Origin of the sequence: Pseudofrankia inefficax (assembly GCF_000166135.1) — a bacterium.
Lineage (GTDB): Bacteria > Actinomycetota > Actinomycetes > Frankiales > Frankiaceae > Pseudofrankia > Pseudofrankia inefficax.
Genome location: NC_014666.1, coordinates 7,614,119 through 7,630,077 on the forward strand (window position 1 = coordinate 7,614,119; position 15,959 = coordinate 7,630,077).

The 15,959-nt window shown below is 71.7% G+C and carries 9 protein-coding genes; 3 read left to right on the forward strand and 6 right to left on the reverse strand.

Going from position 1 to position 15,959, the window contains the following annotated elements; translation table 11 throughout:
* The first annotated feature begins 15 nt into the window (after positions 1–15).
* A complete protein-coding gene (locus tag FRAEUI1C_RS30680) occupies positions 16–1,554 on the forward strand; it encodes an ABC transporter substrate-binding protein (RefSeq protein ID WP_232425183.1) in 1,539 nt (512 codons plus the stop codon).
* Positions 1,555–1,844: 290 nt separating this feature from the next.
* On the opposite strand, the gene FRAEUI1C_RS30685 is transcribed toward FRAEUI1C_RS30680, so the two are convergent.
* From FRAEUI1C_RS30685 to FRAEUI1C_RS30700, 4 genes are all read right to left on the reverse strand, one after another.
* On the reverse strand, positions 1,845–2,441 hold the full coding sequence (locus tag FRAEUI1C_RS30685; protein WP_013427276.1) for a GTP-binding protein: 597 nt from the start codon (positions 2,439–2,441) through the stop codon (positions 1,845–1,847).
* Complete coding sequence (locus FRAEUI1C_RS30690) at positions 2,422–2,769, reverse strand: DUF742 domain-containing protein (protein ID WP_041261829.1); 348 nt, start codon at positions 2,767–2,769, stop codon at positions 2,422–2,424. Before FRAEUI1C_RS30690 ends, FRAEUI1C_RS30685 begins: the two co-directional genes overlap by 20 nt.
* Before the next feature lie 61 nt (positions 2,770–2,830).
* A complete protein-coding gene (locus FRAEUI1C_RS30695) occupies positions 2,831–3,256 on the reverse strand; it encodes a roadblock/LC7 domain-containing protein (RefSeq protein WP_013427278.1) in 426 nt (141 codons plus the stop codon).
* The gene (locus FRAEUI1C_RS30700; protein ID WP_013427279.1) at positions 3,253–7,332 is read right to left on the reverse strand and encodes a nitrate- and nitrite sensing domain-containing protein; all 4,080 of its coding nucleotides are present in this window, start codon (positions 7,330–7,332) and stop codon (positions 3,253–3,255) included. The genes FRAEUI1C_RS30695 and FRAEUI1C_RS30700 overlap by 4 nt, the downstream gene beginning before the upstream one ends.
* 420 nt (positions 7,333–7,752) lie before the next feature.
* Between FRAEUI1C_RS30700 and guaA the strand changes: the two genes are divergently transcribed.
* Positions 7,753–9,468: a glutamine-hydrolyzing GMP synthase gene (guaA, locus tag FRAEUI1C_RS30705; RefSeq protein ID WP_013427280.1), complete on the forward strand. Its 1,716-nt coding sequence runs from the start codon at positions 7,753–7,755 to the stop codon at positions 9,466–9,468.
* Between the two features lie 727 nt (positions 9,469–10,195).
* Entirely contained in the window at positions 10,196–12,700 is a 2,505-nt protein-coding gene (pcrA, locus tag FRAEUI1C_RS30710) for a DNA helicase PcrA (protein ID WP_013427282.1), read from the forward strand.
* Between the two features lie 6 nt (positions 12,701–12,706).
* Here pcrA and FRAEUI1C_RS37770 read toward each other — a convergent pair whose 3' ends face one another.
* Both FRAEUI1C_RS37770 and FRAEUI1C_RS30720 read right to left on the reverse strand, forming a co-directional pair.
* Positions 12,707–14,125, reverse strand: a complete 1,419-nt coding sequence (locus tag FRAEUI1C_RS37770) for an alpha/beta fold hydrolase (protein ID WP_013427283.1) — start codon at positions 14,123–14,125, stop codon at positions 12,707–12,709.
* Between the two features lie 141 nt (positions 14,126–14,266).
* The gene (locus FRAEUI1C_RS30720; RefSeq protein ID WP_041259762.1) at positions 14,267–15,934 is read right to left on the reverse strand and encodes an NAD(P)H-hydrate dehydratase; all 1,668 of its coding nucleotides are present in this window, start codon (positions 15,932–15,934) and stop codon (positions 14,267–14,269) included.
* Positions 15,935–15,959: the final 25 nt, after the last annotated feature.

Consider the following 15,959-nt stretch of genomic DNA (forward strand, 5'->3'; position numbering starts at 1 on the left):
AGGTCTGACCGTCTTATGGGTAAGAAGCGGCCGAACGGCACCTCTGCTGCCGGGGTCACCGCCGCCGTCGCGGACCAGCCGCAGATGGCCGACGGCGCAACGCCCATGACGACGAGCCAGGCCAGCGCAGACGCCATTCCGGCCGCTACCGGCCCGGCCGGCGCGACCGCGGCCGAGCCCGAGACCCACCGAGGCTTCCGCTTCGTCGACCGGCGGGCACTACTGCGGCTCGCCGGCACCGCGGCGGCCATCGCACCCGCGACCAGCCTCCTGGCCGCGTGTTCCGGCTCCAAGGGATCGAGCGGGGTACGGCCGGTCCGGATCGGCGTGGTCACGCCCCAGTCGGGCTCGCTCAGCGCGTTCGCCTCGACGGACCTGTTCGTCACGGACTACATGACCACCTGGTTCAAGGACCACGGTGGCATCGCGGTCGGCAACTCCACCCACCCTGTCGAGATCTTCATCCGCGACAGCCAGTCGACCTTCGCCCGTGCCGCCAAGGCCGCGACCCAGCTGATCTACGAGGACAAGGTAGACATCGTCCTGGTCGACGCGACCTCCGACACGGTCAACCCGGTCGCGGACCAGTGCGAGGTCGCCGGCGTGCCGTGCATCTCCACGATGGCGCCCTGGGAGTCCTGGTACTTCTCGCGCGGCGGCACCATCGACCTGAAGAACCCGTTCAACTGGACCTTCCACTTCTTCGCGGGCCTCAACGACTACTACCAGGCCTATTCGTCGATGTGGGGGGACCGCGTCGCGACGAACCGGACCGTCGGGGCGTTGTGGCCGAACAGCGTCGACGGGCAGTGGTTCTCGCACCCCAAGCTGCCGTTCCGCGCGGGCCTCGACAACAACTGGAAGCTGGTCAACCCGAAGCAGCTCGACGGCAAGGGCAGCCAGCAGGACTACCTCTACACTCCGGGCACCAAGGACTTCAAGCCGCTCATCTCGGCGTTCCAGGCCGGGAACGTCCAGATCGTCACCGGCATCCTGGACGAGACGGACTTCGCGCAGTTCGAGCGAGACGCGGGTTCGAAGAGCTTCGAACCGAAGATCATCACGGTCTCCAAGGCCGCCATGTTCGACAGCGACCTGCGCACCATCGGCGCCCAGGTCAGTAACAACCTCACGACCGAGCTGTTCTGGTCCGAAAGCAGCCCGAACCGCAGTTTCGTGACCAACCTGCCGTCCAAGGACCTCGGCCAGAAGTACCGCGCCGAGACCGGCCGCCAGACCTCGCCGCAGCAGCTCGGCGCGTCCATGGCGCTGTTCGATGTCGCCGCGCAGGCCCTCAGCGCGATCAACTCGATCGATGACCGGAAGTCGATCGCCTCCGCGCTGAAGAGCCTGACCGCGCGGACGATCCTCGGCGAGGTCAAGTTCGGCGCCCGCGAGGGCCTGCCGCAGAACGTGGCCACGATCCCGCTGAACGGCGCGCAGTGGCGGTGGCACCAGGACAGCTACACCTTCGAGCTGGTCCAGGTGAACAGCAGCGGCAACAACGCGCTACAGAACCAGGGCCAGCTCGGCCCGATCACCTACGACGCCTAGCCCAGGCCGCGGCACTCAGCGCCCGCGCGGCGCTGAGACGGCCGTCACCGTCCGCGGGCCCACTTCCTTGGGACAACCGTAACGCGAGCCACAGTGAGGCCCTCAGGGCCGATTCTGGGCCATTCCGGCGCGCTCCCAGGTCGGCCCGTACGGGCCATCGCGGGGCGGCCACGGCGGAACGCAGGGCCCCGGACATGGATGAGGGGGAAGGCGGTCGCCTTCCCCCTCATCCATGTCCGGGCCGGCCGACGGCCCGCCCGGACGCGCCCGCGCGGGCGGGCGCCCTGGAGCTACGCGCGCAGAGCGGCGCGGGACATCGTGTGCTCGACCACCGCGATCAGCGCGGTCTTCGTCGAGTCACGGTTACGGGCGTCGCAGGTGATGATCGGCACCGACGGGCTGATCTGCAGCGCCTCGCGGACGTCTTCGATCGAGTGCCGCAGCACCCCGTCGAAGCAGTTCAGACCGATCACGAACGGCAGCTGGCGCTGCTCGAAATAGTCCACGGCGGCGAAGCAGTCGGCCAGGCGGCGGGTGTCGGTGAGCACGATCGCGCCGATCGCGCCGCGCACGATGTCGTCCCACATGAACCAGAACCGGTACTGCCCCGGCGTGCCGAACAGGTAGAGGATCAGGTCCTCGTCGAGCGACACCCGGCCGAAGTCCATCGCCACCGTGGTCGTGGTCTTGTCGACCAGGTGGGTCAGGTCGTCGACGTGGGCGCCGGCCTCCGTCATGACGGCCTCGGTGCGCAGCGGCACGATCTCCGAGACGGAGCCCACGAAGGTGGTCTTCCCCGCACCGAAACCGCCGGCAACGACGATCTTGACCGAGGTGGTCGCGATCGATGAGTTGACGCGTCTGTGGTCAGAGCTTTCGTAGGCCACTGAGAACCCTTTCGAGCAACGCGAGATCCGGCGCCTCGTCGCGGTCCGGCTGCTGGTGTACGCGGACGAAGCCCTCGTCCGCCATGTCGCCGACGAGCACCCTCGCGACTCCGAGGGGCACCCGCAGGCCGGCGGCGATCTCGGCCACTGAACGAACCTGGCGGCACATGGCAGCAATGGACTGCTGCTCAAGGCTGAGGCCGATCGCGCGTTCCTCGCCGTACTGGGTGGTGATGACGAGCGCCTCGATGGCGAGCTCGTAACGCGACCGGGTACGACCCCCGGTCATGGCGTACGGCCGGACGACTGGTCCCGGCGGGCCCCCCATTTCGCTCACGCTGGCATCTCCCTCACCTCGGATGGAATCACCGCGTCAGCGATACGCCCGGTCATCGCGGGAGCGTCCCTTGCAGCTCCTGGCGCAGCGCGGGCGTGAGGACCGCCTTGGCCCGGCTGACCAGCAGTGCCATCTCGTAGCCGACCAGGCCGATGTCACAGGACGGCGCGGCCAGCACCGCCATGCTCGCCCCATCGCTGATCGCCATGATGAACAGGAAGCCGTGTTCCATCTCGACGACCGTCTGGGTGACCATTCCGGCCTCGAAGACGCGAGCGGCACCCTGGGTGAGGCTGACCAGACCGGAGGAAACCGCGGCCAGCTGGTCGGCGCGGTCCCTCGGGAAGCCGTCGGAAACCGCCAACAGGAGTCCGTCAGCGGAGACCACGACGGTGTGCGCCACACCCGGAACCCGGTCGACGAAATTGTTGATCAGCCAGTTCAGGTTCTGCGCCTCGGCGCTCACCACCGGTCTCACCGTTCCTCCTGCCCGTCGCGGCGGGCGCTTCTCGTCTCGGCACCCATGTCCCGTCCCTGCCGGACACCCTGGTAGAAGCTGGCGAGCCGTCCGCCAACCGCTTCGGGGGACCTGGTCGCGGCGTCAGCTGGCCGCGGCGGGGTCTTGCGATTACTGGCCGGCTCAGCGCTGCCGGGGACTAGATGGGTCATCGGCACCCGCAGCGGCAAGCCCGCCTTGGTCGTCGAGTTCTGCTCGTCACTGGGCGGCTGCCGCAGCGCCTCAGCCGCCTGCCAACCGGCGTCGCCGGCCGACTCCCACGAGCGCGGCTCGCCGCCGCCCCGGACGGGCAGTTGCGGATCCGTGCCCCGCACAGGCAGTGGCGGATCAGCGCCCCGTACGGGCAGTGGTGGCTCCGCGCCACGCATCGGCAGCGGCGGCTCGGCCGGGCGCGGCCCGGTCTGCTGCTCCGTGTAGGCGGCCGGCTGACGGTAGCCGCCTCCGTTGAGACCACCGGTGCTCAGGCCGCCGGTGTTCGGGCCGGTACCGCCGCCCATCCCGTTGTCCGTGCGCAGCCCGGCGGCTGGACGCATCGGCGTTGGGGCCGGCATCGGCGCGGGCGCCGGCGTCGGTTCGGGACGCTGCATCTGGTTGTCGCCCAACCCGCCGTTGCCCATGACCCGCATGCCCGCGGACGCGCGGGGCGCGGTGAACGCGGCCGGCGGCGGGGCGAACGCCCCCGGCGGGGTGGTCTCGACCACCGGGTCGGGACCACGCCGGGCCTCGTCGCTCGGCGAACGGCGCTGGAACCAGGCCGAGACCGAGTCGAAGATCGGAGTGGTGTCGACGTCCTCGCCCTCGCCGACGTACAGCTCGCCGGTGTCCTCGGCCCGCGGCCGGGCGTAGCCACCGGTTGTCGGCTCCTCCCAGCGAGGCCGCGGCACGTCCACGGGCTCCGGCTCCGGCCGGTGCGCGGGGCGCGCGAACACGTTCTCCTGCGGGTCCGGCTGCGCCGGCTCGCGGTAGCCGGCGCCGTTCTGGTAGCCGGGGTCGCTCGGGTAGTCGTCGGCACCCTGGTACCCGCTGGCACCCTGGTAGCCGCTGTCGCCCTGGTAACCCCTGTCGCCCTGGTAGCCGTTGTCCGCCTGGTAGCCGCTGTCGCCCTGGTAGCCGTTGTCGGCCTGGCGGGCGCGGTCGGGCATCGGCAGCGGGCTGGTGCCCGGGCGCTGCATCGGGCCGGTGTGGTCGAGCGAGTCCGGGCTGACCGGGCGCTGCGCCGGGAACTCACCGCTCCACGACTCCCGCAGGTCGACCGGGCCAGTCCGCGGGCCACGCCGATCGTCGTCGTACCCGGGCCCGTCGAACCGGGGCTCCTCGAACTGAGGCTCGTCGTACCGCGGCTCGTCCGGCCGGGGCTCTTCGCGCTCGGGCTGGTAGCCACGCTGCTGGCTCGGGCCGGTCCCCGGCTGCATGCCCGGGAAGGGGCCGAACCGCTGGGTGTCCTCTTCGGTGTACCGCGGCTGCTCCTGAGCCGGCAGCGGCACCGGGCCGGTCCTCGGGCCGCCCTGCTGGCTGCCGGGGCCGATCGCGAGCGGCGGGGGCCCGAACCGACCGGGGTCGATGGCGGGCAGCGCGCCGCTCGGCGGGCCGAACCGCTCGTCCTGGTCCTCGTACCCGTCTGGCTGCTGCCGGCCGCGGCCGTTCTCCTGGCCGGGGCCGAACTGCTGCGGGCCGCCGAAGGCCTGGCGGACCGGGCCGGTCGCGGGGCCTCCCGACCCGGCACCCAGCTCGGGCCGGCCCGCACCGGTACCGGGGGCTCCGAAGCCCGGCCGAGACCCGGTGTCAGCGCCCGGCCGGCCGATGGCCGCCGACGCACCCGGCCGCTGCGACCCCGGGCCCGTCCCGCCGCCCACGGCGTCGCCGGTGACCAGCTTGGCTGGCAGCCGGATCACCGCGGTGATGCCGCGGGAAGGCGACTCGCGCAGCTGGACGCGGATGCCGTGCCGGCCGGCCAGCCGACCGACCGCGAACAGGCCCATCGTCCGGGACACCGACACGTCGACGACCGGCGGGTTCGCGAGCCGCTCGTTGACCCGCTCCAGGTCCTTGGCCGGCATGCCGATGCCCATGTCGACGATCTCGATCATGGCGCCGGCACCGGGGCCGAGGGAGTGGCTGGTGACGACGACGTCCGTCGCCGGCGGGGAGTACGAGGTCGCGTTCTCCAGCAGCTCCGCGATCAGGTGGACGACGTCGCTGACACCGTTACCGGCGATGGACACCGGAGCGGCGGTCGTCTGCTTGACGCGGGTGTACTGCTCGACCTCGGAGATCGCCGCGAGGACGACCTCGTTGAGCGGGACCGGGTGGGTCCAGCGCCGAGCGGTGTCGGTACCGGCGAGAACCAGCAGGCTCTCGTTGTTCCGCCGCATTCGGGTGGCGAGGTGGTCCAGCTTGAACAGGTTGGCGAGCTGGTCCGGGTCCTGCTCGCGGTTCTCCAGGTCGTCGATGAGGCGCAGCTGGCGCTCGACGAGGCCCTGGGAGCGGCGAGACAGGTTGACGAACATCGCGTTGACGTTGTTCCGCAGCACGGCCTGCTCGGACGCCAGCCGGACGGCCTCGTGGTGAACCTGGTCGAACGCCCGGGCGACCTCGCCGATCTCCTCGTCGGTGTCGATACCGACCGTCTCGACCTCGTCGTCGATCACCTGCTCGGACGAGTCTCGCAGTCTTCGGACGGCGTCGGGCAGTCTTCGCTCGGCGATGTCGAGGGCCGCGGTTCGCAGGGCGAACAGCGGGCGGATCAGCGACTGCGCGACCACCAAGGTGATGATCAGCGCGGCGGCCAGGATCAGGACGGTGAACAGGGCGGAGAAGATCGCCTGCCGCTCGATCCCGCGCCGCAGGGTTCCGACCCGCGAGTTGATCTGATCCAGCATGCCGTTGGCGACGCTGTAGCTGACCGTGATCATGGCTCGGGTGTTCTGCAGCCACTTCGTGGACTCGATCTGGTCGATCTGTCCGTCGTTGAGCGGCTTGGAGACCGTCGAGTTGAGCACCCGGTCAGTGTTCTTCAGGGTGTTGAAAACGTCGTTGTTCAGGCGCGGGTCGAGTGCCTGCTCATACAGCGTCTTCTGAGCCGGCGACGCGGACTTGTCAAACTGGTCGAGTTCGTTGTTGCGTTCGGCGTCGGTGCTCAGCACCGACCGGAACTCGTCACTGGTGAATGGCAGCTCGGACACCAGGTAGGTGTTGATCTGGGCCTGCTGCTGAGCGAGGAGGTCGGTCGCCCGGACCAGGTGCAGGGTCGCGTCGACGGAGCTGTCCAGCTGCCGGTCGTCGTTGCCCTGTGGGATCAGGCCGACGAGGTCGATCAAAGGTTCGATCATGGAGTCGTACGAGGTCATGACCGAGACCGGGTCGGTCAGCCTGCCGATGGCCGCGCGCTTGGTCGGCAGACCGTCAAGGCCGGTCGCGACCGCGTCGAGCGCCTCGTTGACCTGGGGGCTGAACGACCCGCGCTTGCCGTTGGCCACGTCCTGGTAGGCCTTGTACGAGGCGTCGACCGCTTTCTGGCGGGCCACGACCGGGTCGGAGGCTGGTGCCTGGTTGACCGCGCGCAGGGCCACATATTCAGCGGTGAAGGTGCGCTCAAGTTCGACGTTGTACGCGAGGTCGAGCGCGGAGCGGTCGATGGTGATCAGGTGCGAGACCCGGTTGATGTCCCGGGTACTCGTGAGCACCGAACTCGCGTCGATCAGGGCGTTGACGATGATCGCAACGACCGGGATCGCGAGGATCGCGATCAGCTTGGTACGAACCCGCCAGCTCGACGGGTTGGACAGGACGCCGCGGCCACCGCGACTCCCGCCACCTCCGTCGGGGGGTCGAGCCACAACGGGGCGCTCACCGCGGCCCCCGTCTTCCACGACGGGAGCGCCCGGCGCCGGCATCGGCATCGGGTCTGCGGCGATGCCCGTGCTGCTGGCCATCGGTTGTCTGCGCACGTACTTCGCAACCTCTCCGCCGGCCCCCCGGAACAGGGCGTTCTGGGGATGGCCCGGTATCGGACCCGGATGTCCCTCGGTCGGCACCATAGCGGTACCGAGTTCGCGCTCGAAAGGTGGCTACCTTACGCCACGTACTACGAAGCTACGAGTTGTGTGCCTGATGCGCACTTCATGAGGCCCGCCCACGCCGGGTAGGTGGCACGCAGCCGTCGGAACATCACGGGTGCGACGCACGGTCGCCACCGAGGAAGACCGGAGGGATGCCGTCAGCGTCACCACCGCGACGGATCTCGATAACCGTCCGGAGTGCTTTGGAAGCCATGTGATCGAGATGGCCGACCTTCATCGGAAGATGTTTCCGAGAGTTTCAGGCCAGATACGTATTGTTAACATGCGCGCGATCTGGCAATCCGGACGCGCCACCCCGTGCCCGTCGCGGGTCCGGTGTTCCGGCGGGCGACGCGCCGGCGGCGGCCGACCGGTGGCGCTGCTCCGTAGACTTGGCAGGTGAGCGCACCCAACCGCCCGCCCAACCGCCCGACGGCCTCGCGATCAGGTCAGCCCGCTTCTTCTGGTCAAAACGCACAATTCGACCAGAACGCTCCGGCCGGGCAGCACGCAGCCGCAGGCCAGGGCTCCACGAGCCAGGCACAGCCGACGCACCCGGGCTACGACACGGCCCTCGTCATCGACTTCGGTGCGCAGTACGCCCAGCTGATCGCCCGACGGGTGCGCGAGTGCCATGTGTACTCGGAGATCGTGCCATGGAATACGCCGGTGGCCGAACTGCTCGCCCGCCGGCCGAGCGCGGTGATCCTTTCCGGCGGCCCCAAGTCGGTCTACTCCCCCGGCGCGCCCCAGGTGGACCCGGCGCTGTTCGACACAGGCATTCCCGTGCTCGGCATCTGCTACGGCCACCAGGTGATGGCGCAGGCGCTCGGCGGCACCGTCGACCGGACCAACACGGCCGAGTACGGCGCGACCACACTCTCGGTCACCCGGCCGGGCCTCCTGTTCGACGGCCTGCCGGTCGAGCAGCAGGTCTGGATGTCGCACGGCGACGCGGTGAGCGCGGCCCCGCCCGGCTTCTCGGTGACGGCGAACACCCGGTCCACGCCGGTCGCCGCGTTCGAGGACCTCGGGCGGCGGTTGTTCGGCGTGCAGTTCCATCCGGAGGTGCTGCACACCGAGCACGGCATGGAGGTGCTGCGCCGGTTCCTGCTGCACGGCGCGGGTGCCCGGCCCGCGTGGACGATGGTCAACATCGTCGACGAGGCGGTCGCCGCGGTCCGCGCCCAGGTGGGCGGCGCGAGGCTGATCTGCGGGCTGTCCGGCGGCGTCGACTCGGCGGTCGCCGGGGCACTGGTGCAGCGCGCCGTCGGCGACGCGCTGACGTGCGTGTTCGTCGACCACGGCCTGCTGCGGGCCGGCGAGGCCGAGCAGGTCGAGCGGGACTTCGTCGCCTCGACCGGCGTCGAGCTGGTGCACATCAAGGCGGCGGACAGGTTCGCCGCGGCCCTCGCGGGCGTCACCGACCCGGAACAGAAGCGCAAGATCATCGGCCGGGAGTTCATCCGGGTGTTCGAGGAGGCCGCGCGCGATCTGGAGGCCCGCGCCGAGGCCGCCGGCAGCCGGATCGAGTACCTGGTCCAGGGCACCTTGTATCCGGACGTCATCGAGTCCGGCTCCCCCGACGCCGCGAAGATCAAGTCGCATCACAACGTCGGCGGACTGCCGGACGACCTGCAGTTCGGCCTGGTCGAGCCGCTGCGGACCCTGTTCAAGGACGAGGTCCGCCGGCTCGGCGAGGAGCTCGGCCTGCCCGAGGAGATCGTCTGGCGGCAGCCGTTCCCGGGGCCAGGCCTCGCGGTGCGGATCATCGGCGAGGTCACGCCCGAACGCCTCGAGATCGTCCGGGCGGCCGACCAGATCGTGCGCGACGAGATCCGCCGCTCCGGGCTGGAACGCGAGATCTGGCAGGTGTTCGCCGTCCTGCTGGCCGACGTCCGCTCGGTCGGCGTCCAGGGCGACGAGCGCACCTACGGCCATCCGATCGTGCTGCGCGCCGTGACCAGCGAGGACGCGATGACCGCCGACTGGGCCCGGCTGCCGGCCAACCTGCTGGAACGAATCAGCAACCGGGTCGTCAACGAGGTGCCGCAGGTCAACCGCGTCGTCTACGACATCACCTCGAAGCCCCCGGGCACCATCGAGTGGGAATAGGGCGGAGCGGTCGCCGGGCGCTACGCGCCCGGCGACCGCTCCGCCGGCTCGGGCGCTGAGCGCCCTCGCCAACGCTGGATCGAGGTGGGCGCGGACGATGCGGATCAGCCCGTCCAGGGTCGCGACCTCGACTAAGACGCGCGGGGAGCCCCTGCCCAGGGCCGGGGTCCTGGCCGAGGCGGGCGGAGCGTCGGTCCTACGGTGTGGTGCCGAATGGGCCGCGATCTGAGACGGGGCGCATGAGTGAATTCAGCGGGACCACACTTGAGGTGGGCCAGTAAGGCTTCGAGCGCACAGGGCCTCTGAGGGCGTTGTCTTCTCGGCGTTCGCGCATGGTTGGTGCGATGTTCGGGGCCAAAACGACGCCAAGGCAAGATGCCGGTCCGCCCTGCGCCGACGGCAAAGGTCTCCTCATCTGGTTAAGAAGGTCAGCTTTACCGAAGAAACGGCCACGGGACGCCCGGACCAATACCCCGCGCTCCGCACCCCGGGATCGGCCGACATTGGGTCTATTGCCAGCATTCCGGCGGTTCGTAGCGGGCCTCGGAGGCTTCCTGGAGCGTTCGCCGGATGCCCCACCCGGATTCGATCGTCCGTGCCACGACAGCAGTGCCGGGTCCGCCGCTGTGGGTGATGTCGGACCAGGCAGGCATAGTGGCGGTGAGCCGGAAACGCCGACAGCACCCCACTCCGGCGGCCGGCAACTCGAACGTATGATCGAGGACTGATGAGCACACTTTTCGACGACGAAACCGTTCCCGGCGCCGGTGGGGCATCGTCCGAGCCGCGTGACTCGTACGACCTGTTCGCCCCGGCGGTGCTGGCCGGTGCCCCCCGGTCCGGGCAGCCGGCCGCGGCGCACCAGCCGGAGCGCCGGGCGTCCCCCCGGCTCGACCCGGACGCGCTGCTGGCCGGGCTGAACCCGCAGCAGCGCGCAGCCGTGGTCCATGAGGGGTCGCCGCTGCTGATCGTCGCCGGCGCCGGGTCCGGCAAGACCCGGGTGCTCGCCCACCGGATCGCCTACCTGCTCGCCGCCCGCAACGTGCACCCCGGCGAGATCCTCGCGATCACGTTCACCAACAAGGCCGCGAACGAGATGCGGGAACGGGTCGGCGCGCTCGTCGGCGGCCGGGTGCGGGCCATGTGGGTGAGCACCTTCCACTCGGCCTGCGTGCGGATCCTGCGCAACGAGTCGAAGCGGCTCGGGTTCGGCAGCTCGTTCTCGATCTACGACGCCGCCGACGCCCAGCGGCTGATCACCCTGGTCTGCCGCGACCTCGACCTCGACTCCAAGCGCCATCCGGCCCGGGGCCTGGCCGCCCAGATCAGCACGCTGAAGAACGAGCTGGTCGACCACGAGACCGCGCAGGCCAAGGCCTCCAGCCACCCCGAGCGGACCGTCGCCGAGGTGTACGCGCTCTACCAGCGCCGGCTGCGCGAGGCGAACGCGCTGGACTTCGACGACCTGATCATGACGACGGTGAACCTGCTGCAGGCGTTCCCGGACGTCGCCGAGCACTACCACCGCCGGTTCCGGCACGTCCTCGTCGACGAGTACCAGGACACCAACCACGCCCAGTACGTGCTCATCCGCGAGCTGGTCGGTGGCGGGGGGTCGACAGCGGGCCGGGCACCCGGCCGGCTCCTGGCCGCCGGGCCAGCGGACCCTGGGCTGCCCGGCCCGGCCGAGCTGTGCGTGGTCGGTGACGCCGACCAGTCGATCTACGCGTTCCGCGGCGCGGACATCCGCAACATCGTCGAGTTCGAGGAGGACTTCCCGAGCGCGAAGACGGTGCTGCTGGAGCAGAACTACCGCTCCACCCAGACCATCCTGTCCGCGGCGAACGCCGTCATCGCCCGCAACACCCAGCGCAAGCCGAAGCGGCTCTGGTCCGACGCCGGCGACGGCGAGAAGATCGTCGGCTTCGTCGCCGACAACGAGCACGACGAGGCCGCGTTCGTCGCCGAGGAGGTGGACCGGCTCTCCGACGAGAAGCTCGCCCGGTACGCCGACGTCGCCGTCTTCTACCGGACCAACGCGCAGAGCCGGGTCTTTGAGGAGATCTTCATCCGGGTCGGCCTGCCCTACAAGGTCGTCGGCGGGGTGCGCTTCTACGAGCGCAAGGAGATCCGGGACCTGCTCGCCTACCTACGGGTGCTGGCGAACCCGTCCGACACGGTCAACCTGCGCCGCATCCTCAACACCCCCCGACGCGGCATCGGCGACCGGGCCGAGGCGATGCTCGCCGCGTTCGCCGAGCGGGAGCGGATCGGTTTCGCCGACACGCTGAGCCGGGTCGACGACGTGCCGGGCCTGGCCACCCGGTCGGCCAAGGCGATCCGTGAGTTCGCGACGCTGCTCGCCGAGCTGCGCGAGACCGCCGAGGGCGACCCCGTCGAGACGATCGAGGCCGTGCTCGAACGCACCGGCTACCTCTCCGAGCTCGTCGCGGAGGACACGATCGAGTCGCAGGGACGGGTCGAGAACCTGCAGGAGCTGGTGGAGGTCGTCCGGGAGTACACCGAGCGGTTTCCCGACGGCACGCTCGCGGGCTTCCTGGAGCAGGTCTCACTGGTCGCCGACGCGGACCAGATCCCGTCCGACGACGGCTCGGACGGCGTCGTCACGCTGATGACGCTGCACAGCGCGAAGGGTCTGGAGTTCCCGGTGGTGTTCCTCACCGGGCTGGAGGACGGCATCTTCCCGCACATGCGCACCCTGGGCGACCCGATCCAGATGGAGGAGGAACGCCGGCTCGCCTACGTCGGCGTGACCCGGGCTCGCCAGCGGCTCTACCTGACCCGCTCGGTCGTGCGCAGCGCCTGGGGCCAGCCCGCCTACAACCCGCCGTCGCGGTTCGTCACCGAGATCCCCGAGCACCTGCTCGACTGGCGGCGGCTCGCGCCGGCGCCGGCAGGCCCAGGTCCGTCCGGATCCGGTGGCTTCGGAAGCGGTGGTTTCGGGTCGGGCGGGTTCGGGTCAGGCGCGGGGCGCGGGGGTACAGCGCCGGCCGGCTCCCCCTTCGGCCAAGGCCGGGCGTCGTCCCGCCCGGCCAGTCGGCCGATTCCCGCGTTGTCCGTCGGCGACCGGGTGACCCATGACGTCTTCGGCCTCGGAGTGGTGGTCGCGACCAGTGGCATCGCCGACTCCTCCCAGGCGAAGGTCGACTTCGGCGAGGGCACCGGCACCAAGGACCTGCTCCTGCGCTACGCCCCGGTCACCAAGCTCTGACGTCCGTCAGCCTCGGTCCGCTTCGGCGGCCGGGAGGTCCGAGGCTGGCTGGTCTGGGGCTGGCTGGTCTGAGGCTGGCTGGCCGGCCCCGCGCTGCCAGCGCCAGGGCAGCAGTGAGCGGTGCGCCGCCTGGGCTGGGTGCGCCCGGCCGATGAGGGCCCGGACGTGCTCGTTCACCGCATCCGGGCGTTCCAGCGGAAGGGCGTGGCCGGCCCCCTCCTCGACGACGAGCTCCGCCTCGGGCAGCGCGTCGGCGAGCGTGCGGCTGTGCGGCAGTGGGGTCATCAGGTCGTGGTCGCCGACCATCAGCAGCGTCGGGACGTGCCGCAGCACCGCCGCTGCGGCGAGCTTGTCGTGCGCCAGCAGGGTCGGCAGGAACGACATGATCACCGGGATCGGCGTGGCCGCGATCTCGCCTTCCAGGAACGTCACCACCGACGGCGGTACGTCGGTGGTGCCGAAGCCGACCCGCCGGGTGATCGAGTAGGCCAGGTCGCTGCCACGCCGCCTGGCCCGCTCCAGCAGCGGCGGGGCGTGCCGCATCCCGACCGCGAGGCCCGGCAGCACTCGGCGGACCGCGCCGGACACCCCGGCCGGCAGCCCGAAGGTCACCCGGGCCAGGTCACCGGCACTCGTCGACATCAGGGCCACAGCGACGACCCGTTCCGCGAACAGCTCCGGGTGCCGCTCGGCCAGGCCGAGGATCGTCATCCCACCCATCGAATGGCCGATCAGGACGATCGGGCCGGTCGGCGCGCGCGCGGCCAGGACGGCGTGCAGGTCATCGGCCAGCTGGTCGATCGTGCACCGGGCGACCTCGGACCGCCCGGACCGGCCGTGCGCCCGCTGGTCGTAGAAGACCATGGGGCCGAGGTCGGCCAGCGCCCGCTGCTGGAAGCACCACGAGTCGGCGGTGTTGCAGAACCCGTGCACGAACACGAGGGTCGGCCGCTCGGGCAGGTCGGCTGACCCCCACCTCCAGCGCAGCCGGCCCAGGCCCGCGGGCGGGTCCGACCGGACGTCGCCGGCCGCCGCCGAGCTGACGCCGTCGGCGGAACCGTTGCCGCGGGTCTGGGTGACGACGGCCGCGGCCGGTACGCCAGCGGCGGCGAGGTCGTCCGGGTCACTCTCGACGACGTGCAGCGGCACGCCGTCGGAGGCGATCACCGTGGTGGCCCGGCCGACGATGGGCCCGGCACGCAGCTGCGGCGGGACGTCTGGCCTGGCCCGGGCCTTCTTGACGGCCCGGCGCTCCGCGATCAGACCGGCGGCGATGACCGCCCCGGCGATGCCGAGGCTGCCGCCGGTCGCCCGGACCGCCTTCGACCCCGCCACCGATCCGACCAGGTCGACCGCGCCCGCCGCCGACCTCCCCAGGCTGCCGCCCTTCGCGAAGCCGCCCGTTCCCGTGGCCGTGCCCGCCACGCCACCACCTCGCCAACCGCACGCCGATCTTGGCGGCCTCGTCCCGTTTCCCGCCAGTTAGGATGCCCTACTCCCCGATGATGCACCGGTGAACGGCACCCCAACCGCCCACCGGGGCACCAACAGCCCGGCGCGGCGGGGCTAGCCGACGGCGTCGGCGGCGGCGCTCAGGCCGGCTCGGGCGGCCGGCAGCAGGCCGGGCAGGTCGGCGGCGGCGAGCGGGCGCGGGGCCAGCTCGCCGGCCCGGCCATGCAGGTAGGCGGCCACGCTGGCCGCGTCGAGCGCCCCGAGGCCCGCCGCCAGCAGCGAGCCGGCGAGGCCGGTGAGCACGTCTCCCGTCCCCGCGCTGCCGAGCCACGGGGTGCCGGTGGTGTTCACCCGGGCCGCGCCGCCCGGGTCGACGACCAGCGTCCGGGCGCCCTTGAGCAGGACCGTCACGCCCAGCTCGCCGCTGGCCAGCCGGACCGTGGCCAGCCGGTCGGTGGCCAGCTCCCGCCCGGTCTCCTCCGGGTCCCAGCCGAGCGCGGTGGCCGTGAGCCGGGTGAACTCGCCCTCGTGGGGGGTCAGCAGCACCGGGGCCGCACGCCGAGCCAGCGTCTCCCGGCTCGCCGAGGGCTCCACCCGACCGGCCCCCCTGGCCGACCCACCAGGGCCGGGCCCGAAGCCCACGGTGAAGCCGAGGCGACCCTCGGTGCCGCCCGTCCGGAAGCCGGCGGCGAACGCCTCGGCGAACGGGTCGAGCCCGCCGGCGTCGAGCAGCAGTGGCACGTCGGTACCCACCAGCGCCTCGACCAGCTGGCGCGCCGCCGGACCGGGCACGATCCCTGGGCCGAGCGCCCAGGCCTGCACCCGGCCGGCGGCCAGCATCGCGGTGGCGTCTCCCGGTTCGATCACGGTCACCACCGCCTCCGGGTGGGCTCGGCGGACGTGCTCGGCCGCGCGTGACTCGGCGACCACCCGCAGGTAGCCGGCCCCGCCGCGCAGCGCCCCGCCGGTCGCCAGCACCACCGCGCCCGGATAGCGGTCGCTGCCTCCCACCAGGCCCAGCACGCCCCGGGTGTACTTCGAGTCGGTCGGTCCTGGCACCGGGAGCAGGGCGGCGACGTCGTCGTCGTCGAGCGCCGTGAGGTCGGGTTCGGGCAGGTCGAGTCCGATCTCGACGAGCGCGAGCTGACCGACGTGGGTGGCGCCAGCGCCGAGCAGCAGCCCGCGCTTGTAGGTCCCGAACGTCACCGTCCGCGCGGCCCGTACGGCGGGGCCCACCACGGAGCCGGTGTCCGCGTCCACCCCGCTCGGCACGTCGACGGCGATCGTCCGCGCCGCCGGGGCCAGCTCCGCCAGCCGCGCGTGCGCCGCGCGCAGCCCACCGCGCCCGCCGATCCCGAGCAGCCCGTCGAGCACCAGGTCGGCCCCGGCCAGCAGTGCCGAGACACGATCGTCCGGCAGCGGCCGCGCCGCGCTGTCGTCGGTGGCGGTGGAGACCTCGCCGGGGGCGACGACGTGGTGGCGCCGGCCGCCGGCGGCGAGCAGGGCCGCGGTGGCCTCGGGGTGGGTCCTGCCGGGCGCCAGCACGTCCACCCGAGCGCCACGCGCGGCCAGTCTGGCCCCGACCCACAGCGCGTCGCCGCCGTTGTCGCCGCCACCGGCCAGCACGACGACCCGGCGCCCGTACGCGCGCCCGCCCAGGAAGCCGACCGCGTGGCTGAGCAGCCCGGACACCGCCCGCTGCATCAACGCTCCTGGCGGCAACGACGCCAGCAGCGGCGCCTCGGCGCCCCGGACCTCGGCCACGGTGTGGGCAGCACGCATGCCACCATCGTCCCGCGTCGGCGCG